Origin of the sequence: Nocardioides asiaticus (assembly GCF_040049175.1) — a bacterium.
Taxonomy (GTDB): Bacteria; Actinomycetota; Actinomycetes; order Propionibacteriales; family Nocardioidaceae; genus Nocardioides; species Nocardioides cheoyonin.
Window position 1 is genome coordinate 124,552 of the sequence record NZ_JBDZDM010000004.1, and the last position, 21,795, is coordinate 146,346.

Annotated in this window: 20 protein-coding genes and 1 tRNA gene; 8 read left to right on the plus strand and 13 right to left on the minus strand. The window is 73.8% G+C overall.

Features of this window, described 5'->3' with window-relative positions; genetic code table 11:
* The first annotated feature begins 99 nt into the window (after nt 1-99).
* From ABLE53_RS15595 to ABLE53_RS15605, 3 genes are all read left to right on the plus strand, one after another.
* On the plus strand, nt 100-1,287 hold the full coding sequence (locus ABLE53_RS15595; RefSeq protein ID WP_348859931.1) for an alcohol dehydrogenase catalytic domain-containing protein: 1,188 nt from the start codon (nt 100-102) through the stop codon (nt 1,285-1,287).
* 63 nt (nt 1,288-1,350) lie between these two features.
* Nucleotides 1,351-1,929 (plus strand): hemerythrin domain-containing protein, encoded by a 579-nt coding sequence (locus ABLE53_RS15600; protein ID WP_348859932.1) that lies wholly within the window; start codon nt 1,351-1,353, stop codon nt 1,927-1,929.
* 4 nt (nt 1,930-1,933) lie between these two features.
* A complete protein-coding gene (locus tag ABLE53_RS15605; RefSeq protein WP_348859933.1) occupies nt 1,934-2,896 on the plus strand; it encodes a UDP-glucuronic acid decarboxylase family protein in 963 nt (320 codons plus the stop codon).
* A gap of 13 nt (nt 2,897-2,909) precedes the next feature.
* Here ABLE53_RS15605 and ABLE53_RS15610 read toward each other — a convergent pair whose 3' ends face one another.
* From ABLE53_RS15610 to ABLE53_RS15640, 7 genes are read right to left on the minus strand one after another with little or no spacing between them, the layout of a single operon-like run.
* The gene (locus tag ABLE53_RS15610; RefSeq protein ID WP_348859934.1) at nt 2,910-3,824 is read right to left on the minus strand and encodes a glycosyltransferase family 9 protein; all 915 of its coding nucleotides are present in this window, start codon (nt 3,822-3,824) and stop codon (nt 2,910-2,912) included.
* Complete coding sequence (gene rfaE2 / locus ABLE53_RS15615) at nt 3,821-5,200, minus strand: D-glycero-beta-D-manno-heptose 1-phosphate adenylyltransferase (RefSeq protein ID WP_348859935.1); 1,380 nt, start codon at nt 5,198-5,200, stop codon at nt 3,821-3,823. The genes ABLE53_RS15610 and rfaE2 overlap by 4 nt, the downstream gene beginning before the upstream one ends.
* On the minus strand, nt 5,197-5,832 hold the full coding sequence (locus ABLE53_RS15620) for a D-sedoheptulose-7-phosphate isomerase (RefSeq protein WP_348859936.1): 636 nt from the start codon (nt 5,830-5,832) through the stop codon (nt 5,197-5,199). The genes rfaE2 and ABLE53_RS15620 overlap by 4 nt, the downstream gene beginning before the upstream one ends.
* Nucleotides 5,829-7,049 (minus strand): glycosyltransferase, encoded by a 1,221-nt coding sequence (locus ABLE53_RS15625; protein ID WP_348859937.1) that lies wholly within the window; start codon nt 7,047-7,049, stop codon nt 5,829-5,831. Before ABLE53_RS15625 ends, ABLE53_RS15620 begins: the two co-directional genes overlap by 4 nt.
* On the minus strand, nt 7,046-8,089 hold the full coding sequence (locus ABLE53_RS15630; RefSeq protein ID WP_348859938.1) for a glycosyltransferase family 9 protein: 1,044 nt from the start codon (nt 8,087-8,089) through the stop codon (nt 7,046-7,048). The genes ABLE53_RS15625 and ABLE53_RS15630 overlap by 4 nt, the downstream gene beginning before the upstream one ends.
* Nucleotides 8,086-9,594, minus strand: a complete 1,509-nt coding sequence (locus tag ABLE53_RS15635) for an HAD-IIIA family hydrolase (protein ID WP_348859939.1) — start codon at nt 9,592-9,594, stop codon at nt 8,086-8,088. The genes ABLE53_RS15630 and ABLE53_RS15635 overlap by 4 nt, the downstream gene beginning before the upstream one ends.
* Nucleotides 9,591-11,255 (minus strand): carbamoyltransferase family protein, encoded by a 1,665-nt coding sequence (locus ABLE53_RS15640; protein ID WP_348859940.1) that lies wholly within the window; start codon nt 11,253-11,255, stop codon nt 9,591-9,593. Before ABLE53_RS15640 ends, ABLE53_RS15635 begins: the two co-directional genes overlap by 4 nt.
* Before the next feature lie 205 nt (nt 11,256-11,460).
* Here ABLE53_RS15640 and ABLE53_RS15645 point away from each other — a divergent pair, with 205 nt between their 5' ends.
* From ABLE53_RS15645 to ABLE53_RS15660, 4 genes are all read left to right on the plus strand, one after another.
* Nucleotides 11,461-12,414 (plus strand): glycosyltransferase, encoded by a 954-nt coding sequence (locus tag ABLE53_RS15645; RefSeq protein WP_348859941.1) that lies wholly within the window; start codon nt 11,461-11,463, stop codon nt 12,412-12,414.
* Entirely contained in the window at nt 12,411-13,271 is an 861-nt protein-coding gene (locus tag ABLE53_RS15650; RefSeq protein WP_348859942.1) for a glycosyltransferase family 2 protein, read from the plus strand. Before ABLE53_RS15645 ends, ABLE53_RS15650 begins: the two co-directional genes overlap by 4 nt.
* A gap of 15 nt (nt 13,272-13,286) precedes the next feature.
* Nucleotides 13,287-13,619, plus strand: coding sequence for a cupin domain-containing protein (locus tag ABLE53_RS15655; protein ID WP_348859943.1), 333 nt, complete (start codon nt 13,287-13,289; stop codon nt 13,617-13,619).
* 150 nt (nt 13,620-13,769) lie between these two features.
* Nucleotides 13,770-14,363: a hypothetical protein gene (locus tag ABLE53_RS15660; protein ID WP_348859944.1), complete on the plus strand. Its 594-nt coding sequence runs from the start codon at nt 13,770-13,772 to the stop codon at nt 14,361-14,363.
* Nucleotides 14,364-14,378: 15 nt separating this feature from the next.
* Here ABLE53_RS15660 and ABLE53_RS15665 read toward each other — a convergent pair whose 3' ends face one another.
* Nucleotides 14,379-15,770, minus strand: coding sequence for an NAD-dependent succinate-semialdehyde dehydrogenase (locus tag ABLE53_RS15665; RefSeq protein WP_348859945.1), 1,392 nt, complete (start codon nt 15,768-15,770; stop codon nt 14,379-14,381).
* A gap of 140 nt (nt 15,771-15,910) precedes the next feature.
* On the opposite strand from ABLE53_RS15665, the gene ABLE53_RS15670 reads away from it, so the two are divergent.
* Nucleotides 15,911-16,552 (plus strand): NAD(P)-dependent oxidoreductase, encoded by a 642-nt coding sequence (locus ABLE53_RS15670; protein WP_348859946.1) that lies wholly within the window; start codon nt 15,911-15,913, stop codon nt 16,550-16,552.
* 80 nt (nt 16,553-16,632) lie between these two features.
* On the opposite strand, the gene ABLE53_RS15675 is transcribed toward ABLE53_RS15670, so the two are convergent.
* The 5 genes from ABLE53_RS15675 to ABLE53_RS15695 all read right to left on the minus strand — a co-directional run bounded on the left by ABLE53_RS15675 (nt 16,633) and on the right by ABLE53_RS15695 (nt 21,746).
* Nucleotides 16,633-16,709 (minus strand) — tRNA-Met (locus ABLE53_RS15675).
* A 68-nt stretch (nt 16,710-16,777) separates the two neighbouring features.
* Nucleotides 16,778-19,714, minus strand: a complete 2,937-nt coding sequence (locus tag ABLE53_RS15680) for a UPF0182 family membrane protein (protein WP_348859947.1) — start codon at nt 19,712-19,714, stop codon at nt 16,778-16,780.
* Nucleotides 19,711-20,316, minus strand: a complete 606-nt coding sequence (locus ABLE53_RS15685) for a PPA1309 family protein (protein ID WP_348859948.1) — start codon at nt 20,314-20,316, stop codon at nt 19,711-19,713. Before ABLE53_RS15685 ends, ABLE53_RS15680 begins: the two co-directional genes overlap by 4 nt.
* A gap of 43 nt (nt 20,317-20,359) precedes the next feature.
* On the minus strand, nt 20,360-21,409 hold the full coding sequence (locus tag ABLE53_RS15690) for a YlbL family protein (protein ID WP_348859949.1): 1,050 nt from the start codon (nt 21,407-21,409) through the stop codon (nt 20,360-20,362).
* A 52-nt stretch (nt 21,410-21,461) separates the two neighbouring features.
* Complete coding sequence (locus ABLE53_RS15695; RefSeq protein WP_348859950.1) at nt 21,462-21,746, minus strand: hypothetical protein; 285 nt, start codon at nt 21,744-21,746, stop codon at nt 21,462-21,464.
* Between the last annotated feature and the right edge of the window lie 49 nt (nt 21,747-21,795).

Below are 21,795 nucleotides of genomic sequence, written 5' to 3' on the forward strand. Positions count from 1 at the left end.
CGATCCGCCGCCGGTCCGCTCGTACCGGCCACCGCCGTCGGGTACCCGGACGTCGAGCGCCGACGAACGACGTGCCATCGACGACGAGAGGACTTCCCCATGCGAGCAGTGACCTGGCAGGGCCCCAAGCAGATCAGCGTCGAGGAGGTTCCCGACCCGATCATCAAGGAGCCGACCGACGCGATTATCAAGGTGACCACGAGCGGCCTGTGCGGCTCCGACCTGCACCTCTACGAGCCGCTGAGCCCGTTCATGACCCCTGGCGACATCGTCGGCCACGAGCCGATGGGGATCGTCGAGGAGGTCGGCGCCGACGTCACCGGCCTCAGCCCCGGCGACCGGGTCGTCATCCCGTTCAACGTCAGCTGCGGCTCCTGCTGGATGTGCTCGCACGGCCTGCAGAGCCAGTGCGAGACCACGCAGAACACCGAGCACGGGACCGGCGCGAGCCTCCTCGGCTACAGCAAGCTGTACGGCCAGGTCCCCGGCGGACAGGCGGAGTACCTCCGCGTGCCGTACGCCGGCTACGGCGCGGTCAGGGTCCCCGAGGGCCCGCCGGACGACCGGTTCGTCTTCCTCTCCGACGTGCTGCCGACCGCCTGGCAGGCCGTGGAGTACGCCGGCGTGTCGACGCCCGAGGAGACGCTGCTGGTCCTCGGCGCCGGCCCGATCGGCGACATGTCCGCCCGGGTCGCCCTCCATCGCGGCGTACGCGTGATCGTCGCCGACCGCGTCCCCGAGCGCCTCACCCGGGTCTCCTCCCGCGGTGCCGATGTGATCGACGTCGACGCGGTCGGCAAGGGGCTCGCGGACGAGATCCGCGCACGCACCGACGGCCGCGGCGCCGACGCCGTCATCGACGCGGTCGGGATGGAGGCACACGGCTCGCCGTTCGTCGAGATGGCGCAGCGCGCCGTCGGCATGCTGCCGGGCTCGATCGCCGCCCCGCTGATGAAGAAGGCCGGCGCCGACCGGCTGGCCGCTCTCACGAGCGCCTTCGACTCCGTCCGCCGCGGCGGGACGGTCTCGATCTCCGGGGTGTACGGCGGCGCGGTCGACCCGATCCCGATGATGCAGCTGTTCGACAAGCAGGTGCAGCTGCGGATGGGGCAGGCGAACGTGCGCCGCTGGACCGACGACATCCTCGCGCTTCTGCAGCAGGACGAGGACGTCCTCGGCGTCGAGTCCTTCGCGACGCATCACCTCCCGCTCGACGCAGCCCCGTCGGCGTACGCCGACTTCCGCGACAAGAAGGACGGGATGGTCAAGGTCGTCTTCAACCCGTGAGGCGCGGGGTACCGCGGAGCCGATCGAGCAGGACCAAGCAGGACCGACAGCAAGGGGAAGACCATGGGTACGTCCAACGAAGACCGCGCCAAGGCCGCAGTGCTCCCGGAGGGTGACGTGATCCGGATGCTGCTCGAGCAGCATGCACAGATCCGCGACCTGTTCGCCACGGTCAAGGCCGCGAGCGGCGAGGAGAAGAAGACCGCGTTCGACGACCTGCGCACGCTGCTGGCCGTCCACGAGACCGCTGAGGAGCTGGTGCTGCGTCCCGTCACGTCGCGGCTCGGCGGTGAGGGCGTCGCCGAGGCCCGCAACGCGGAGGAGGCGGAGGCCAACGAGGTGCTCGCCGAGCTCGAGAAGCTCGACGTCGGGAGCGCCGACTTCGACACGAGGATCGCGGCGTTCGAGACCTCGGTCGACGAGCACGCCGAGGCCGAGGAGCACGAGGAGTTCGGCCTCATCCTCGAGGGCTGCGAGGTGGACGAGCGGCGCCAGCTGGGCACGAAGATCAAGGCGGCCGAGGCCGTCGGTCCGACCCACCCGCACCCGTCGGTCGAGCCGTCCTCGACGACCCAGAAGGCGGTCGGCCCCTTCGCCGGCATCATCGACCGGGTCAAGGACGCCATCGGCAAGGCCGGCTGACGACGTGCGGCACCTCTCCGAGGCCCGCGTCCTGGTGACCGGGGGCGCGGGCTTCGTCGGCTCATGGCTCTGCGAGTCCCTGCTCGCCGAGGGAGCCGACGTCTGGTGCGTCGACTCGTACGCCACCGGATCCCCCGACAAGGTCGCGCATCTCGTCGACCGGCCCGGCTTCCGGCTGGTCGAGGCGGATGTGAGCGACGGGCTTCCCGATCCCGGCGACGTGGACATCGTCATGCACCTGGCCTGTCCGGCCTCCCCCGTCCACTACCTCCGGCTGCCGCTCGAGACCCTGCGCGTCGCCAGCGCCGGCACGGTGAACGCGCTCGAGCTGGCCCTGCGCCACGACGCACGGTTCGTGCTGGCCTCGACGTCGGAGGTGTACGGCGACCCGCTCGAGCACCCTCAGCGGGAGGAGTACTGGGGCAACGTCAACCCGATCGGTCCCCGCAGCGTGTACGACGAGGGCAAGCGCTTCGCCGAGGCGACCACCGCCGCCTACCGTCGCGAGCGCGGCGCGGACACGGCGATCGCCCGGATCTTCAACACCTACGGCCCGCGGATGAGCCTCGACGACGGCCGCGTGGTCCCCACCTTCGTGCACCAGGCGCTCCTCGGCCGGCCGCTCACCGTCGCGGGCGACGGCTCGCAGACCCGGTCGCTGTGCTGGGTCGAGGACACGGTCGACGGGCTGGTGCGGCTCGCCACCTCCGACGAGACGGGACCGGTCAACCTCGGCAACGATGCCGAGACGACCATCCTCGAGCTCGCCCGTCACGTCATCGAGCTGACCGGGTCGCGCTCGACGATCGAGCACGTTCCCGCTCCCGAGGACGACCCGCGCGTACGCCGGCCGGACATCTCTCGCGCCCGGCGCACGCTCGGCTGGGCCCCGGCCACCCCGGCCGAGGAGGGCCTCAAGCGGACGGTGCGGTGGATGGAGGAGCTGCTCGCCGCCGGGAAGGGGTGAGTCCGCAACGCCCTCACCGCCCCTGAGCGAGCACCCCACAGGCCGCGGCGAGGACCTCGTCGACGGTGACCGACATCAGCGCGGGGTCGGTGGTGTCGGCGTGCGGGTCGCCCGCACCGGTGCCGTGCCAAACGACCCGGTGCGGGCCCGGCGGCGGTCCCCAGCGCGCCGGCGGCGTCGGGCCGAACAGCAGCACCGACGGCGTCCGGTACGCCGAGGCGAGATGGGCGATCCCGGTGTCGCCCGAGACCACCAGGCGCGCCCCGGCGACGAGGGCCGCCAGGTCCGCGAGGTCGGTGCGTCCGGCCAGCAGGGCGTCGGCTGGCAGGCCGGCCAGCCGGCGTACGTCGTCGGCGAGCCGCGCCTCGGCGGGCGACCCGGTCACGACGACCCGGTGCCCGGCGGCCCCGAGCCGTGCCGCCACCGCCGCGAACCGCTCGGCCGGCCAGCGCCGGCTGCCCGAGGCCGCCCCGGGGTGGACGACGACGGCGCCGGGGGCCCGGGACGGAGTCGCCGGCGGCGCGAGCGCGACGTCGTCGGGCTCGCCGGCGACGCCGAAGGCGTCGGCCACGAGCCGGCACCACCGCGCCCGCTCGTGCTCAGCCGGGTCCCAGGGCGGGCCACCGGGCACCCCGTAGGCGACCAGGCGCTGTGGGGCGAGCGCGGTCAGCAGCGACCGCGACGCCTCGCCGTTGCCGTGCAGGTCTACGGCGACGTCGGGCGGCGGACCGGACCACGCCGGGGGCGCGAGCTCCTCGGTGGGCAGCAGCCGGTCGACGGCGCCGACGAGGTCGACGAGCGGCCGCTGGGCACCGGGTGCGGCGAGCGTCAGCTCGTGGCGAGGCAGGGCCCGGCGGAGCGCCCGGAGGGCGGGGACGCCGGTGAGCAGGTCGCCGAGCCCGATGGCGCGGTAGACCAGCGTCCTCATCCGCTGGCGGCGGCGGTGACCAGCGAGGTCGTCGACCTGCCCTGCAGGTAGGGCAGGACGACCGCCTGGCCACCCCACTCGTGCAGCAGCGCCGCCTCGGGCAGCTCGCTGCCGGCGTAGTCGCCGCCCTTGGCCCACACGTCGGGACGGATCCGGCGCAGCACGTCGGCCGGCGTGTCCTCGCCGAAGACGACGACCTCGTCGACGCACTCCAGCGCCGCGAGGACGCGGGCCCGGTCGGCCTGCGGGACGAGCGGGCGGCCCGGCCCCTTGAGGCGGCGTACCGAGTCGTCGGAGTTGAGGCAGACGACCAGGCAGTCCCCGAGCGCCCGGGCGGCCTCGAGGGTGGCGACGTGGCCGGCGTGGAGCAGGTCGAAGCAGCCGCCGGTGGCTACGACGGTGCCGCCGCTGCCGCGCACCCGCGCGACGATGTCCGGCCCGCGCGGCGTGGGCCGTTTCGTGCCGTAGGACGCGGCGCCACCGGCGGCCACGAACGCCGCCGCGGACTCCACCGCGTGCTGCACCGCCTCGAGCGTGACGGCCCCCGAGGCCAGGGCGGTCGTCGCCGCCGACGAGAACCGGTCCCCCGCTCCACAGGTGTCGGAGACCGGCACGTGCGGGGCGGGCACGACCGACGGCGAGCACTCGCCGCGGCTGAGGAGCGCGCCGTCCGCACCGAGGGTGACGCAGACCGCCCGGGCGCCCCACCCGGAGACCAGCGCCGCGGCCTGGGCGCTGAGCCGCGCCAGCCCGATGAGACCCGTCGGGCCCTCGTCGCCGGCGTCGGGCGCGAGCCGGGCTGCCTCGTCGCGGTTCGGCGTCGCCAGGTGTACGCCGGCCACCGGCACCGTGCCACGCGGATGCGGGTCCCACACCACGGGGACGCCGGCGGGCAGCCGGGTCAGTGCGGCGCGGACGTCGGGCAACGAGGTGAGGCCGCGGCCGTAGTCGGCGACGAGCACGGCCGCAGCGGACCCGATCGCGTCCAGGACGTCGTCGCTGACCCGGTCGGACCCGACGCGACCGGTCCCGCCCTCGTCGAGGCGGACGAGCGACTGGCCACCGGCGCGGATGCGCCGCTTCACGGGCGTGGTCCCGTCGTACGGGACGTCGATGAGGCGTACGCCGACCTCGGCGACCAGGTTCGCCAGCCGGTCCCCCGCCGGGTCGGGCGCCCGGCCGGCGACGAGGACGACGTCGGGGTGGTCCGAGGCCGCGAGGGCGGCGGCGAGCGCGGCGCCGCCGGGACGCGCGCGCTCCTCAAGGCCGTCGAGCACGGGCACCGGCGCGTCGGGCATGAGGCGCCCGGCCCGGCCGACGAGGTCGATGTCGAGCAGGGCGTCGCCGAGCACGACGACGGGGCCGCGCAGCGTCATGACGCCCCCACCTCGAGGTCCTCGACCGAACGCCGCGTGCGGGAGACGCCGACCCCGAGGGTGCGGTCGAGGGCGGCGCACATCATGTGGAGCGCGACGAGGTGGAGCTCCTGCACGGTCGCGGTGTAGGGCGCGTCGACCGCGCAGTACTCCGTGGCGTGCTCGGCGAGCGGGTTGGGCAGCGGCCCGGTCATCGCCCAGACCTCGAGACCGCGACCGCGCGCCCGGCGGGCCGCGGCGACGAGGTTCTCGCTGCGCCCGCTGGTCGACATCAGGACGAGCACGTCGCCGGGGCGGCCGTGGGCCTCGGCCTGGCGGGCGAAGAGCTCGGCGGCCGGGTAGTCGTTGCAGATCGCGGTGAGGCTCGAAGTCTCCGCGGACAGGCAGATGGCGGAGTACGGCGAGCGGTCCTCGCGGTAGCGCCCCACGAGCTCGGCGGTGAGGTGCTGGGCCTGCGCGGCGCTGCCGCCGTTGCCCGCGGCGAGCAGCCGGCCGCCGCCCTCCAGGACCCGCGCGAGGCGGGTGCCCCAGTCGTCGACGATGTCCACGCAGGCGGAGAACCTGGTCAGGGCGCGGGTCAGCTCCGCCAGGTGCTCGTGGTCGCACGGCGTCGGCGGTGTCGCGGTGGTCATCGGGCAGCCTCCCTCGTGGTGGTGACAGTGGCGCGGACGACGTCGTCGTACACCGCCTCGGTGCGGTCGACGACGGTCTCCCAGTCGAAGAGCCGGACGGCGCGGCGGCGTCCGGCGGCGCCGTACCGCTGCTGCCGCTCGGGGTCGGCGAGCAGGCTCTCCAGCGCCTCGGCGAGGGCCTCGGGGTCACGGTCGGGCACCAGCTCGCCGGTGACGCCGGGCACGATCGTGTCGAGCAGCCCGCCGACGGCGGAGCCGACGACCGGCCGCCCGCAGGCCATCGCCTCGAGCGGGACGATCCCGAACGGCTCGTACCACGGCACGGAGACGACGACGTGGCAGCTGCGGACGACAGCGGGCACGTCGTCGTGGCCGAGGCTGCCGAGGAAGCGGACCCGGTCGGCGACGCCGATCCTCGTGGCGAGCGCGCGCAGCCGGTGCACTTCGGGGTCGGCGGCGATCGTCTCGCCCGGCGGGCCGCCGGCGATGAGGAGCTCGACGTCGGTGCCGCGCGAGACGAGCCGGGCGAGCGCCTCGACGACGTCGCTCACGCCCTTGCGGGGCACCAGCCGGCCCAGGACGAGGAGCCGGTGGCGTCCCGGCGGCGGGGCGTCGCCCGGGCAGAACATCCGGGTGTCGACGCCGCACGGCACGACGCTGGCCCGCTCCGGCGGCATCCCGAGGTCGATCAGCTCGTCGACCTCGTCCGCGCAGGTGGCGAGGACCCGGTCGACCGACCGGCACAGCCTGCGCTCGAGCTCGACCCGCGCCGGCGGGCTGGTGTCGGCCGCGCCCTGCTCGCGGCGCTTGACCGAGCCGAGCGCGTGGAACGTCTGCACGACCGGCAGCGGCAGGTCCTGCGCGGCGCCGAGGGCAGCGAGCCCGCTCATCCAGAAGTGCGCGTGGACCAGGTCGGGAGGCTCGCACCGCCACGCGTCCCGCAGCCGCTCACCGAACTCGGTCATGTGAGGCAGCAGCTCGTCCTTCGGGATGTCGGTGGGCGGCCCCGCGGGGACGTGCTCGACGACGTACCCGTCCTCGGTCGCCACCCGGGTCTCCGCCGACAGCGAGTCCCGGCGGGTGTGGACGGTGACCTCGTGACCGCGGGCCGCCAGCCCCGCCGCCAGTGCGGCGACGTGGACGTTCTGGCCGCCTGCGTCCGCCGAGCCGAGCGCGGCGAGCGGGTTGGCGTGCTCGGAGACGAGCGAGATCCTCATGAGGCGTTCCTTCCGGTCAGAGGCCCATCCCCGGCGTCGGGGAGGCCGCACAGGTCGACGACGGCGGTGACGACGTCGTCGGGAGTCACCGAGCCCAGGCATGGGTGGCCCGGCACCGGACACTCCACGGCGCGGGTCCCGCGGCACGGGGCCTGCTGGTCGCCGAGGAGCACCCGCCGGACGCCGTACGGCGCCCAGCGGACGGCGGGCACGGTGGGCGCGTAGAGCGACACCACCGGCGTACCGACCGCCGCGGCGAGGTGCGCGGGACCGGTGTTGCCGACGACCACCGCGCCGGCACCCGCCAGCACCCCCGCGACCTCCTCGAGGTCGAGGAGGCCGCCCAGGTCGCGACCCGCCGCCCCGGCGACGTACGCCGTCAGGTCCCGCTCCGCCGGGCCACCGGTGACGACCACCGCGTAGCCGAGCGCGGCCAGCCGGTCGCAGGCGGAGCGGTACCGCTCCGGCGGCCAGGCACGGGCCGGTGCCGAGGTGCCGGGGTGGAGCACGACGTAGGGACGCGGCAGGTCCCCGGGCGGAACGGCGACGCCGTCGCGGAGGGCGAGGCGGCCGTCGTCGCCCGGCGGCAGCGTGCCGCCGGCCGCGCAGGCGAGGGACAGCGCGCGCTCGGGCTCGGGGATGTCCTCGTCGACCCGGTGCCGGAGGTCGAGCAGCGACCCGGGGTAGTCGACGCTGATCGCTCCGGTCCACGGCACGCCGGCCAGGCGGAGCACCAGCGCGGTCGGGAGCGGCGACTGGTGGAAGCTGGTGAAGACGACCGCGCGGTCATAGCCCCCGGCCGCCACCATCGCGCGCAGCTCCTCGATGCTGTCGGGCTCGACCGGCGGCGGGTCGGCGAGGATCCATGGCGCCGGCCAGCAGAGCACCGCGTCGACGCCCGGCAGCAGCTCGGCGGCGGGCCGGCCGATCGGGCCGCAGAGCAGCGTGAGGTGGTCGCTCGCCGCGGCCAGGGCCCGGATCGCGGGGCCGGTGACGAGCACGTCGCCGACGCTGTCGAGGCGGATCGCCAGGGTCCTCATCGGACACCCTGGAGCAGGTGGTGGACGGCGTCGGTGAAGCTCGGGAAGGCCGTCGGCGCGGCGGCCACCTCCTCGGGCCTGGTGGCGTCGGTCGGCACCAGCACGGGTCGTACGCCGGCGGCGATCGCCGCCTCGACGTCAGCGCCGATGTCGCCGACGAACGCCGCCCGCTCGGACGTGACACCGGTGTCGCAGAGCGCCTGCTCGAGCAGGCCGGGGGCCGGCTTGCGGCACGTACACCCCTCGTCGGGAGCGTGCGGGCAGACGTAGAAGCCCTCGAACGGGCCGAGCAGGTCGGCCACCCGCTCGTTGACCGCATCGACCTGGTCGCTGGTGAGCATCCCGCGGCCCACTCCCGACTGGTTGCTGACGACGGCGAGCCGGACGCCTTCCGCGCGCAGCCGGTCCAGCGCGTCGCGTACGCCGGGCAGCGGCCGCACCAGGGCGGGGTCGCCGTTGTAGGGCACGTCCTCGACGAGCGTCCCGTCGCGGTCGAGCAGGACCAGCTCGGGCAGGCCGTGCCACGGCCGGGCGCGGCGGTGCCGCCAGGCCCCGCGCGCCGAGTGCCAGGTCGCCGCCACCGGGATCAGCGCGCTGGTGACGAGCATCCGGCGTACCTCCGCCGGGTCGCGCGGTCCCGGCGCGATCCGCCGCCACGCGAACTCGGCGGTCCCCACCATCCACCCGAGCGCCCCGGCGGCCGCGAGCCGACGCCGCCGGGCCAGCGCCGCGGCGACCGCCGTGACCGCCGACGCCGTGATGGCGAGGTGCGCCGGGCGCCGGCCGGTCGGCGCGGCCGCGCGTCGCTGCCAGCCGCGGCCGTGCAGGGCGCGCATGAGGAAGTCGTCGGCGTTGCCGGCCTGCTGCCGCAGGCTGGCGAGGTCGTCGGCGGGCCTGACGGGGTGGCGCGCCCTCCTCGTGCCGGTCACCACCCGGCCGCGGTCGGCACCCAGGCGTAGGGCGAGGTCGGCGTCCTCGCGGAAGGCGCGCGGGAAGCGCTCGTCGAAGCCACCGACGGCGGCGAGGTCGGCGCGGCGGTAGGTCAGGTCGGCGGTGATCCAGAGCGAGGTCTCGAGTCCCTTCGTGCCGCGCTCCCAGTCGGTCGGGCGGCGGTCCTCCGGCAGCGGGACGGTCACGATCCCCGCGGAGCCCGCGACCTCGCGGGTCGGGTCGGCGTCGAGGCGGCCGAGGTCGGCGAGGAGCCGCTCGTACCAGTCCTCCGCGGGCAGCACGTCGTCGTCGAGGAACGACACCCACGGCGTGCGGGCGTGGCGCCAGCCGATGTTGCGCGCTCGGGCGGGGCCGCCACCGCCGCTGCGCACCACCGTCACGTCGAGAGGGGTCTCGACCTCCAGCGGCGCGCCGTCGGGCCGGTCGTCGACGAGGACCATCGGCGCGTCGACGGGCACCGTCTGCCGCGCGAGCGCGCCCAGGAGGACGCCCAGGCTCGGCCGGCCCATGGTCGGCACCACGAGCGTCGCCGGTCTGGTCTGCGTGGCGCTCATCGGTCGAGCCCCCGACGGCGTACGACGAACGGCCCGATCGCCAGCAGGTCGACCGGCGCGGACCCGAAGCACTCCAACGCGTCCCGGGGGTCGTCGACCATGGGCCGTCCGGCGGTGTTGAGGCTGGTGTTGACGACCACGGGGAGCCCGGTGCGGGCCTCGAAGGCCGCTAGCATCCGCGCCACCAGCGGCTCGTCCTCCGCCGCCACGGTCTGCACCCGGGCCGTGCCGTCGGCGTGCACCACCGCCGGGATCCGGTCGCGCCAGGCGGGGTCGACGTCATGGACGAAGAGCATGTACGGCGACGGCAGCGGCCCGCGGGAGAAGATCTCGCCGGCACGCTCGAGCCGGACCATCGGCGCGACCGGCCGGAACTGCTCGCGGCCCTTGACGTCGTTGAGGCGCTCGAGGTTCTCCCTCCTGCCGGGGTGCGCGAGCAGCGACCGGTGTCCCAGCGCCCTTGGGCCGAACTCGCTGCGCCCCTGGAACCACGCGACGACGCCGTTCTCGGCGAGGCACCGGGCCACCTCGTCCGCGAGGTCGGCCGGGCGCTCGTACGGCAGCCGGGCGGTCTGCAGCCGTGCCTCGATCTCGTCGTCGGACCAGCCGCGGCCGAGCGCGGTGCCGGGCATCGGCGCGACCGGGTCGCCGGCGTCCGCCGCGAGCTGCAGCGCACCGCCGAGCGACGTGCCGGCGTCACCCGCGGCGGGCTGCACCCAGACCTCGTCGTACCCGCTCTGCTCGACGAGGACCGTGTTCGCCACGCAGTTGAGCGCGACGCCGCCGGCGAGCGTCAGCCGGCGTCCGCCGGTGCGGGCACGCAGGTGCCGGGCCAGCTCGAGCAGCACCTCCTCGAGGCGCCGCTGCACGCTCGCGGCGAGGTCGGCATGGTCCCCGGTCCACTCCTCCCCCGGCCGCAGCGGCTTGGCGAGCGTGGCCCAGTCGACCGGCTCGGTGACGAACCCTCCGTCGCCGGTGGTCCGGACCCGCTCGCGCAGCTGGGGGAGGAAGCGGGGCTCGCCGTACGACGCGAGCGCCATCACCTTGTATTCGTCGCTGGAGCGGAGGAACCCGAGGTGCTCGGTGAGCTCCTCGTAGAGCAGCCCCAGCGAGTGCGGCAGCCCCTGCGTGCCATGGACCTCGAGCCGGCCGCCGCGGTAGGTGCCGGCCAGGTGGCTGGCGCACTCGCCGCGGCCGTCGAGGACGAGCACGTCGGTCGCAGCGTCGGTCGCGGGGTCGGTGGCCGCGCACGGCGCGGCGAGGGCGGCCGAGGCCGCATGGGCGACGTGGTGGGGCACGAACCGGACCTTCGCGGCATCGAGCCCGGGGAGTGCCTCGGCGAGGAAGCCCGGTGCCTCCCGGGCGTAGGTCTGCCGCAGGTGGTCCCACGGGTCGTGGAGGCCCAGCTCGTCGGCGGGTCGGGCCAGGGCGACGTCGTACGAGTAAGCCACGGCGTCGAGGTCGCCGGGCTCGAGGCCCGCGGCCGCCAGGCACCAGCGCGCGGCTCGCTCGGGCAGCTCCCAGGCGGCGAAGGGCACCGGACGGTGGCCGTGCTTGCGTCGCGAGAGCCGCTCCTCCTCGGTGGCCGCGACCACGGTCCCGTCCACGACGAGGGCCGCGGACGGGTCGTGGAACAGAGCGTTGATGCCGAGGACCTTCACAGGGCGGTCTCCTCCGGATGGATACGTGATCGGTAGGTGTAGGAGTGGGACTGGAGGCCGCGCCATCGACTGCCCACACCCTGCAGTGGCCGAACCGGACCGCAGACATTCACCGGACGGCGAACACCCGGGCCGACGGGGCACGCTCGGGCCGCTCCGGGCGGGTTCTGGCATCTTCGGGCCCCCATCGGGAACCGGGCGGGGCATGCGGGTGATGCTCTGGCACGTGCACGGGTCCTGGACGACGGCGTTCGTCCAGGGACCGCACGAGTACGTCGTGCCGGTCCTCCCCGACCGCGGCCCGGACGGCCTGGGTCGGGCGCGCACCTGGGACTGGCCCGAGAGCGTCCGCGAGGTCCCGCCCGAGGAGCTGGCCACGACTCCGGTCGACGTCGTCGTCCTGCAGCGGCCGCACGAGGCGGAGCTCGTCGAGCGGTGGCTCGGCCGGACCCCGGGCGAGGACGTTCCCGCGGTCTACCTCGAGCACAACACCCCGCCCGGCGACGTGCCGGACACCCGGCACCCGATGGCGGGACAGCGGGCCGTGCCGATCGTCCACGTCACCGGCTTCAACGACCTGATGTGGGACGCCGCCGGCGCCGCCACCGCGGTGATCGACCACGGGATCCTCGACCCCGGCCACCGCTTCACCGGCGAGCTCGCCCGGGCGGCGGCCGTCGTCAACGACCCGGTAGGCCGCGGACGGTCCGTCGGCGCCGACCTGCTGCCCGATCTCGCCGCCGTGGCGGGCCTGGACGTCTTCGGGATGCGGGTCGACCAGCTGCCGCGGACGCCCGGGATGTCGACGTACGAGGACCTGCCGCAGGACCGGATGCACGACGAGCTCGCCCGCCGCCGCGTCTATGTGCACACCAGCCGGTGGACGTCGCTCGGCCTCTCGCTGCTCGAGGCGATGCACCTCGGCCTGCCGGTCGTCGCGCTCGCCACGACGGAGGCACCGATGGCAGTGCCGCCCGGAGCCGGGATGGTGGTGACCCGGCGGGAGGAGCTGCTGGCCGGCGTGCGCCGCTTCGTCGACGACCCCGCGTCTGCGCGCGCGGTCGGCGAGGCGGGCCGCCGGCACGTGCTCGAGCGGTACGGGCTCAAGCGGTTCCTGGACGACTGGGACGACCTCCTCGCCGCGGTGGCGCGGTCGTGACCGCAGGCGTCACGACCGTCGTCGCGACGCGGGACCGCTGGCACGACCTCGCGCGCACCCTGCCGCACCACGAACCGCCGGTGATCGTCGTTGACAACGCGTCCCGCGACGGCACGCCGGCCCGCGTGCGCGACGCGTTCCCCGACGTCGGCGTGGTCGCGCTCCCGCGCAACCTCGCGGCGGTCGGACGCAACGTCGGCGTGCGCGCCGCGCGGACCCCGTACGTCGCCTTCGCCGACGACGACTCCTGGTGGGAGCCCGGCGCGCTCGAGCGCGCCGCCGCGCTGCTCGACCGGCACCCCCGGCTCGGCGTCGTCGCCGCCCGGGTGCTGGTCGGCGGGCGGACCGACCCGACCTGCGAGGCCATGGCCGCCTCGCCCCTCGACCACGCGCCCGGCCAGCCCGCACCGGCGGTGCTCGGCTTCCTCGCGTGCGGCGCCGTCGTACGTCGGGAGGCGTTCCTCGCGGTCGGCGGCTTCCACGAGCTCGTCGCCTATCCGGGCGAGGAGCAGCTGCTCGCCCTCGACCTCGCTGCCTCCGGGTGGGCGCTGTCGTACGCCGAGGACGTCGTCGCCCACCACGAGCCCTCGACGAGCCGACCGCCGGCCTACACCCGTCGTGTCCTCGACGAGCGCAGCGCCCTCCTCACCGCGCTGCTGCGCCGGCCCTGGCGGACGGTCGCCGACACCGCCCTGGGCGCCCTGCGCCACGGGTCCGTCGGTGCTCTGGGACTCGCTGCGGCGCTTCCCCGGGCGCCGCGAGCGCTGGCGCAGCGGCGTCGGCTGCCGGCGTCGGTGGAGGCGGCCCGGTCGCTGCTCGACGAGCCGTCGGCTACGGTCGGCGTGCCCGCTCTGTGACCGGAAGAGAGAGCCATGTCGGACCGCTACGTCGACGCCCGTGTCGTCCGCCTCGACGACCTGCCGCTTGAGGACGGCAGGGTCCTCGCCGGCTCGCCCAGCGCAGGGATCCGGCCCTTCGACACGCTGACCGGGGTCGAGGTCGGGGTCTGGTCGCTCTCGGAGGGTGCGGTCACCGACACCGAGGCCGACGAGGTCTTCGTGGTCGTCGCCGGCCGCGGCACGGTCGCTTTCGACGGCGGTGAGGAGGTCGCGCTAGAGCCGGGCGTCGTCGTACGCCTGCATGCGGGCGAGCGGACCACCTGGACCGTCACCGAGACGCTGCGGAAGGTGTACGTCGCGCCGTAGCGGCGATCCGCGCCGTCGGTAGGTCCTGAGGCCGTCGACAGGCGGACTTCCGGCCCACCGCGACCCTGACCGTCCCCGGGGCGGTGGCCGGGGTCGAGTGTCGGGTCTTCCCCGATGTCGGCCGGGCGCGGACGGCCTACCGTCGTGCTGGTGACCTCCGGCATCTGCCTCCAGCAGCCCTGCACCAGCGCGGCGCTGCCCAGCCCCGCCGTGCGCGCTACCGCGATCGCGATGACGCTGTGGTGCCTCGGCTTCGCGGGCGTCAACGTGGCCCTCGCGCTGACGGGGCACCTGTCCCGCGGCGACCTGGCGGGGTACGCCGGCGGGCTGGAGGTCGAGAACTGGCTGGCCGTGGCGCTCAAGGTCCTCGGTGCCGCGGTCGCGCTGCTGGCGGTCTCGGCTCCGCGACAGTTCCCGTCCGTCGGCGCGGTGACGGTGATGGTGTGGGGGGCGTTCGCGACGCTCGGGGTGTACGCCGCCGGCGCCGTGCTCGAGGCGGTCGCGATGCTCCTCGGCCTCATCGGCGGTGCGGACCGGATCGACGCGCTCTCGGTCGGCTACGTGCTGTTCTTCATCGCCGGTGCGGCCGGCTTCGGCGTGCTCGGGGTGTCGTGGTCGCGGCGGCACGCGCAGCGCCGGTCCCGCGCCGCACTCGGGCTGGTCGCGGCGCCGCTGGTCCTCGGGACGCTGCTCGTCGGCGTACCCGCCCTGCTCACGGCCGTCGGCGTGATGCCGCGGACGTGAGCAGGGCGAGCTGGCTCACCGCTCGACGTAGAAGAGCCGCTTGTTGAGGAACTCGTCGATCCCGAGCGGCCCGAGCTCGCGGCCGAAGCCGGAGCGCTTGGTGCCGCCGAACGGCAGGTCGGCGCCCTCACCGGCGGGGGTGTTGACGTTGGCCATGCCGACCTCGAGGCGCCGGGCGACCGCCACGGCGCGCTCCTCGTCGCTGCTGAACACCGCGCCGCCGAGGCCGTAGTCGACGGCGTTGGCGATCTCGACGGCCTCGTCGTCGCCGCTCACCTTGTAGACGACCGCGACCGGGCCGAAGAGCTCCTCCTTGTAGGCCCGCATCTCCGGGGTGACGCCGGTGAGGACGGCGGGGCTGAAGTAGGCGCCCTTCTCGTCGAGGATCTCGCCGCCGACGTGCAGGGTGGCGCCCTTGTCGACCGCGTCCTGGATCTGGGCGCGGAGGTTCTCGGCGGCCTTGCGCGAGACCAGCGGGCTGTAGGCCGAGTCGCCGTCGTCGGGGTTCTTGCGGGGGATCATCTCCGAGGCCCGGCGTACGAGTGAATCGACGAAGTCGTCGTAGACGTCGTCCATGACGATCATCCGCTTGTTGGAGTTGCACGCCTGGCCGGTGTTCTCCATCCGCGTCTCCCACGCGGTCCCGGCGGCCTCGTCGACGTCGGCCGCGTCGAGCACGATGTAGGGGTCGGAGCCGCCGAGCTCGAGGACGACCTTCTTGAGGTTGCGGCCGGCGGCCTCGGCCACGGCCGTGCCGGCCCGCTCCGAGCCGGTCAGCGAGACGGCCTTGACCCGCGGGTCGGCGATCATCGAGGCGACCTGGTCGTGGGTGGCGAAGAGGTTGATGTAGACGCCCTCGGGCACCCCGGCGTCGGCCATGATCTTCGCGATGGCGAGCGCCGAGCGAGGGCAGTTCTCGGCGTGCTTGAGCACGATCGTGTTGCCGGCGACCAGGTTGGGCGCGACGAAGCGGGCCACCTGGTAGTAGGGGTAGTTCCACGGCATCACGCCGAGCACGGTCCCGATCGGCAGCCGCTCGACGCGGGCCTTGCCGTCGTAGCCCGGCAGCTCGGAGTCGGCGAGCAGCGCCGGCCCGTTGTCGGCGTAGTAGTTGAAGATGTCGGTGCAGAACTCCGCCTCGCCGACGCCGCCCGAGAGCCGCTTCCCCATCTCGGTCACGATGATCTCGCCGAGCTCCTGGGCACGCTCGGTGAAGAGCGCGGCAACCTTCTTCACGATCGCGACCCGCTCCTCGATCGGCCGCTCGCGCCACGTGCGGAAGGCCTCCTGCGACGACGCGAGCGCCTGCTCGATCTCCGCGTCGCTGGCGAACGGGAAGGTCTCGAGCACCTCCCCGGTGGCCGGGTCGGTCACCTGGTACGGCGGCGTGATGGTCTGTGCGGTCATGGCTCCTCGCTCGGTGATGTCGGGTCGCTGATGCGGTCTTCCCCCCACTGTGCACCGTCGGCGCCAATCAGACCACGGTGCATGATCGTGCCTGACACCGACCCGAGCACCGACCCGAGCATTCGATTCGAGGAGGACGCATGGCACGCATCACCGTCGTCGGCGGCACCGGCTTCACCGGAACCGCGATCGTCAAGGAGGCCGCCTCCCGCGGCCACCGGGTCACCGCGTTCAGCCGGAGCGTGCCGGACGAGCCCGTCGACGGGGTCGAGTACGTCGCCGGGGACGCCTCCGAGTCGCCCGCGCTCGTCGAGGGCGCCGACGTCGTCGTCGCCGCACTCTCCCCGCGCGGCGACCTCGCCGACAAGCTGCGCGGGATCTACGCGCAGCTCGCCGAGGCCGCCGCCGCGAACGGTGCCCGCCTCGTCGTCATCGGCGGCTTCAGTGCGCTCCGGCCGGCGCCTGGCGAGCCGCGGATCTACACCACGGCCGACGCGCCGCCGCCGTACGACGTCGAGATCCGCACGATGGGCCAGGTGCTCGAGGACCTCGAGTCCGCGCCGGAGGGGCTGGACTGGGTCTACATCAGCCCGGCCGGCAGGTACGGCGCCCACGAGCAGCCGCCGGTCGAGCCGCGCGGCACCTACCGGGTCGGCGGCGAGGTCGCCCTCTTCGACGAGGACGGCGAGTCCTCGCTCGCCCCCGACGACTTCGCGCTTGCGATCGTGGACGAGATCGACCGGCCGGCCCACCGGCGTACGAACATCGGCATCGCGTACTGAGCCGCGGCACCCCGGGGCGCCGTGCAAGGTTTGCGAAATCAAAAGTGGCCCTCACAATCACTGTGAGGGCCACCTCGGGTTGGTAGCGGGGGCAGGATTTGAACCTGCGACCTCTGGGTTATGAGCCCAGCGAGCTACCGAACTGCTCCACCCCGCGTCGGTGAACCCAACGTTACGGCATGCCCCGAACCTCTCCAAATCGGGAGTGACCCGCGGGCGTCGCGGCTATTTCCGGAGCAGCTCGAGGGCCTGGCTGACCTTCGACTCGGCCTGCTTGATGAGGTTCTCGCGGTCCTCGAACCGACCGTCCTTGCCGGCTGTCTCGGCCTGGGCGAAGAGCTTCTGGGCCTCGGACAGCAGGGCGCGGGCCTGGGACTCCGCCTTCTGGTCGCCGGAGCCGTTGCCGCCGTTGGCACCGTTGCCGCCCGATCCGTTGGAACCTCCCGAGCCGCCCGAGCCGCCGCTGGAGCCGGAGGACCCCGACGGCGGCGTGCCGCTCAGTGCGCTGCGCAGCGCGGCGCTGAGGGTGCGGCCGTAGCCGACGCGGTCGTCGTACGACACCAGGACGTACGCCAGCCGCTGATAGGTGCTCGCCGAGCCGCTGAGCGGGCTCGCGTAGACGGGCTCGATGTAGAGCAGGCCGTGCGAGGCGGTCGGGATCGTGAGCACCTGTCCCCACGCGGCCTGACTGGAGCTGCGGCTGAACCGCGCGATCGCGTCGGCGATCTGGCTGTCGGTGCGGAACTGGTTGCTGACCATTCCCGGCCCCTGCGTGGACTGGCCGAAGCCGGTCAGGATCCGGAGCTTGCCGTAGTCGGGATTCGGATGGTCCGGGTCCGTCCCCGGATCGGAGTCGACGGTCATGATCGCGGCGAGGTTCTGCCGGGAGGCGGGGGTGAACGTCGAGGTCATCGACCAACGGGTCTTGCCGTCGGCCGCGGGGAGGTACATCCGCGCCGGCGCCTGCAGGTGGTTGGCGATGTTGGGGTCCTCCGGCACGGTCCACTGGTCGTTGGCGTTCAGAAAGGCGACGGCGTCGGTGACGTGGTACTTCGCCAGCTGGTAGCGCTGCACCTTGTAGAGGTCCTCGGGGTAGCGCAGATGGGAGTACAGCGCCGAGGGGATGTCGCTCTTCGGCTCGACGGTGCCCGGGAAGGCCTTCTCCCAGGCCTTGAGGATCGGGTCGCTGTCGTCCCAGGCGTAGAGGTGGACGGTGCCGTCGTACGCGTCGACGGTGGCCTTCACCGCGTTGCGCATGTAGTTGATCTCGTCGGTCGGCACCGTCTGGGAGCCGGTGTCGGACTGCATCGCGTCGTCGGTCATCGCCGCGAACGAGTCACGAGCCGACTGCGGGTAGCGGTCGGTCGTCGTGTAGCCGTCGACGACCCAGAGGATCCGGCCGTCCACGACGACCGGGTAGGCGTCGTCGTCGAGCGTGAGCCACGGCGCGATCTTCTCGACCCGGTCCTGCGGCGTGCGGTTGTAGAGGATCTGCGAGTCGGAGTTCACCCGCTCCGAGAGCAGGAAGTTGGCCGAGCCGAACTGGATGGCATACATCAGCCGGCGGAAGGACGAGCCGATCGGGACGCCGCCGTCGCCGGCGTACGTCGTCGTCGACTGGCCCGCGCCGGACCCGTCCAGCTCGACCGCCTTCGCGCCCTTCGGCCGCCCGACGATGGAGTAGTCGGGGCTGTCCTCGCCGAAGTAGACCTGGTCCTGGAACTTCTTCGTCACCCCGGTCAGGTCGGTGTTGTTGAGCCCCTCCGCCCACTGCATCTCGGGGTGCTCGCTGGCGTTGTCGGCGTCGCGCTGGTTGGCGTAGGCCGCGACCACGCCGTTGGAGTGCGTGTAGACGGTGTGCAGGTTGGTCCAGGTGCGGTCGCTGGGGCTGATCCCGGCCTGCTTGAGCTCGCGTACGCCGAGGACGATGGCGCGGTCGTGGCCGTCCACCTTGTAGCGGTCGACGTCGAGCGGCTGCGCGACGGTGTAGTAGGACTTGCCCTGCTGCACCTGCTCGAACTCGGAGTAGACCCAGTTGGGGTCGGCCACGGGCACTGACGAGGCCTCGGCGTCGAGCTCCTTCGGCGTCACGCTCGCGCTCGCCGTCGACGCGTAGGTCTCGGTCTCGACGTTCGCGTCGTCGATGCCGTACGCCGCCCGCGTCGCGGCGATGTTGCTCGCGAGGTAGCCGCGCTCCTTGTCCGACTGCGAAGGCTTCACCTGGAAGGTCTGCACGATCGCCGGCCAGATCAGGCCGAGCAGGATCGCGGAGACGACGAACAGTGCCAGCCCGACCGCCGGCAGCTGCCAGCGGCGGCGCCACACGTTGGCGAGGAAGAGCAGCGCGCAGATGATCGCTATCCCCATCAGGATGTTCTTCGCCGGCAGGACCGCGTGGTCGTCGGTGTAGCCCATCCCGTCGAGCAGCGGCCCGGCGTTGTGGACCAGGTCGTAGCGGTCGAGCCAGTAGTCGACGGCCTTGACCACCAGCACCAGGCCGACGAGCACGGAGATCTGCACGACCGCCGGCCCCGAGAACCGGTCGCGGGCGTTGCCGAGCCGGATGCCGCCGTACAGGTAGTGGACGACGATCGAGGCCAGCGCGCCGAGGATCAGCGCGGTGAGCGCGAAGTTGAGCAGGTAGTGCCACCAGGGCAGGTCGAAGACGTAGAAGCCGATGTCCTTGTGGAAGTACGGGTCGTCCTTCCCGAAGGAGCCGCCGTTGCGCCACAGCAGGTAGGCCCGCCACTCACCGGAGCCGGAGACCCCGGCGAAGATGCCAGCGATCCCCGCGACACCGACCAACAGCCACGTCTTGATCGGCGTGATCGCCTCGCGGTAGCGCTCGAGGCCGCCTTGGTCGTCGGCGGGGTGGAAGAAGGGCCGGGCGCGGTAGGCGAGCACGATCGGCACGGTGAACGCCGCGACCATGAGGAGGCCGAAGACCACGAACAGGCCGGCCCGGGTCCAGAACATCGTCCCGAAGACGCTCTCGAACTTGACCGAGCGGTACCACAGCGCGTCGGTGTAGAGGGACGCGAACGTCGTGACCGCGAAGAAGAGGAGGACGAGCGCGACTCCGGCGATGACCAGCCAGCGGGCGCGGCTCGACGGGCGCCGGGGCGGCGCGTCGTGCGGATCGTCGTCGAAGAGCTCGCTCACGGCTCCTCCGGCTCACCTGCACCGTCGATACCGCCCGGGTCGTCCGGCTCGTCGTCCGCCAGGGTCGCGGCCAGCAGCTGGGTCAGCTGCGGGACCAGGTCGGCGCCGCCGAGCACGTCCTGGTCGTCGTCGTGGGAGCGCAGTCGGAGGGCGCAGTACGTCGCCCCGGCCCGGGTCGCGCCCGCGACGATCCTGACCTCCTGGCGGTCGGGGTGCTCGCGGGCGAACTCCTCGGCCGCGACCGGGTCCTCCGGGATCTGACCGTCGGCGCCGGGCGGCAGCACGAGCCGCTCGACGACGGCGGCGCAGCCGGTCACGCCCTCCGGCCACGCGGTCGTCTGGAGCACCTCCTCGAGCCGCTCCCCCGGGACCAGCTGGTCCTGCTCGATCGGTGTCAGCGACCCCTGGGCCGAGGACTCGTCGAGCCCCATCAGCGACGCCAGCGCGGGCTCCGCGGCGACCAGCTGGGCGGTGTCGACGAGCGCGTAGAGCCGGGCCGGCTGGTCCCAGCCGTCAGCGGCCACGTGCGCCTCGATCTCCAGCACCGCCGAGGCGAGGGCCGGGTCGAGGTCGAGGTCGCCGGTGAGGTCGTTCATGCTCATCGCCGTGCTCCCGCGGAGGCGCACGCGGTGTCGTGGGGCCGCATCACGTGCCGCTCCCGCAGGTCGGGAGGCTCGCGTCGTGGTCCTCGGCCCAGGTCTCCACGGCCTTCAGCGCACCGTTGAAGGTGCTGACCTTGACCAGCCGCATGTCGCCGTGGTCCGCCCCTTCGACGTCCTGGCAGTTGGCCGCCGGGACGAGGAACAGCCGGGCGCCGTCGTGCATCGCGCCGGGGATCTTCTGCTGGATCCCGCCGATCGCCCCCACGTCGCCGTCCGCGTCGATGGTGCCGGTGCCGGCGACGTGCGCGCCGCCGGTGAGCGAGCCGGGGGTCAGGGTGTCGTAGACCGAGAGCGCCATCATCAGGCCGGCGCTGGGGCCACCGATCGCCGGGTTGATGCCGATCGAGACCTTGAACGGGAAGTCGTACGACGAGCCGAGCGCGACCCCGACGTACGCCTTGCCCTTCTTGGTGCCGGTCGTGACGGTCGCGGTGCGGGTCTTCCCGCCGCGCTTGAGCCCGAGCCTGACCGGGTCACCGGGCGTCACCTTCTGGACCGCGGCGACGGCCTCCTCAGGGGTGGTGACCCGGGTGCCGTCGACGGAGAGCAGCAGGTCGCCCGCCTTGACCTTCCCGGAGGCGGGGGCGCCCTTGTCGACCTGCGCGATGGCGACCCGGTCGACGTCGTAGCCGAGCTTCTCGAGGGCCGCCGCGACCGCGTCCTGCTGCGCGGTGGACATCTGGACCGCGCCCTCCTGCTTGTCCTGCTTCTCGGTCTGGTCGGCCTCCGGGTAGGCGACCGAGTGCGGATAGATGGCGTCGTCCTTGTCGACCCACGCGGCGAGCAGCGTCCACAGGCCGAGGTCGGCGTCGCGCGTCGTCTCCGAGACCGTCGTCATCCGCAGCTCCCCGCCGTCGCGGTAGGCCTTGTGGCCCTGCACGGAGACGATCGGGGATCCGCGGTAGCTACCGAGCACGTTCACCGTCGGCCCCGGGCTGTAGATCGTGTAGGGCAGCGGGACCAGCCACGCCACCAGCACCAGTGCGAGCACCAGCGGCAATGCCACGAGGCCGGCGATGGTGCGGTGGGTCATGCCGCAACCCTCTCAAACCTCGCCAAGGAGAGACTGAGGACCCCACGGCGTCTCAGGAGGCGCGACGGTCACGGGCAGCCGGGCGCTGGCCCGAGCCCCGGGCCGACCGCTGGGCGGGGCGTACGGCGATCCCGGTGCTGCGGTCGCGCGGAGGCTGCGGCGCGGCATAGCGCTGCGGCTGCCGCTTCGGGCTCTCCTTGGAGAGCGCGGCGGCCAGCCGGCGTACGGCGACGTCGCGGTCGACAGCGCCACGGCCCTCCCGGCCGAGCCAGCCGACCCACAGCATCGCCAGCACCGTCACGACGGCGGCCGGCACCAGCCACAGCAGGATCTCCACGCGGTTCAGGCTATCGGCCACGTCTCCCGAAGACGCGGCGTCGCGAGCG

Excerpts from the sequence above, each read along its gene's own strand:
- ABLE53_RS15595 (WP_348859931.1), top strand. The coding sequence starts at position 100 with ATGCGAGCAGTGACCTGGCAGGGCCCCAAGCAGATCAGCGTCGAGGAG.
- ABLE53_RS15600 (WP_348859932.1), top strand. The coding sequence starts at position 1,351 with ATGGGTACGTCCAACGAAGACCGCGCCAAGGCCGCAGTGCTCCCGGAG.
- ABLE53_RS15610 (WP_348859934.1), bottom strand. The coding sequence starts at position 3,824 with ATGAGGACGCTGGTCTACCGCGCCATCGGGCTCGGCGACCTGCTCACC.
- rfaE2 (WP_348859935.1), bottom strand. The coding sequence starts at position 5,200 with ATGACGCTGCGCGGCCCCGTCGTCGTGCTCGGCGACGCCCTGCTCGAC.
- ABLE53_RS15620 (WP_348859936.1), bottom strand. The coding sequence starts at position 5,832 with ATGACCACCGCGACACCGCCGACGCCGTGCGACCACGAGCACCTGGCG.
- ABLE53_RS15625 (WP_348859937.1), bottom strand. The coding sequence starts at position 7,049 with ATGAGGATCTCGCTCGTCTCCGAGCACGCCAACCCGCTCGCCGCGCTC.
- ABLE53_RS15630 (WP_348859938.1), bottom strand. The coding sequence starts at position 8,089 with ATGAGGACCCTGGCGATCCGCCTCGACAGCGTCGGCGACGTGCTCGTC.
- ABLE53_RS15635 (WP_348859939.1), bottom strand. The coding sequence starts at position 9,594 with ATGAGCGCCACGCAGACCAGACCGGCGACGCTCGTGGTGCCGACCATG.
- ABLE53_RS15645 (WP_348859941.1), top strand. The coding sequence starts at position 11,461 with ATGCGGGTGATGCTCTGGCACGTGCACGGGTCCTGGACGACGGCGTTC.
- ABLE53_RS15655 (WP_348859943.1), top strand. The coding sequence starts at position 13,287 with ATGTCGGACCGCTACGTCGACGCCCGTGTCGTCCGCCTCGACGACCTG.
- ABLE53_RS15665 (WP_348859945.1), bottom strand. The coding sequence starts at position 15,770 with ATGACCGCACAGACCATCACGCCGCCGTACCAGGTGACCGACCCGGCC.
- ABLE53_RS15670 (WP_348859946.1), top strand. The coding sequence starts at position 15,911 with ATGGCACGCATCACCGTCGTCGGCGGCACCGGCTTCACCGGAACCGCG.
- ABLE53_RS15685 (WP_348859948.1), bottom strand. The coding sequence starts at position 20,316 with ATGAGCATGAACGACCTCACCGGCGACCTCGACCTCGACCCGGCCCTC.
- ABLE53_RS15690 (WP_348859949.1), bottom strand. The coding sequence starts at position 21,409 with ATGACCCACCGCACCATCGCCGGCCTCGTGGCATTGCCGCTGGTGCTC.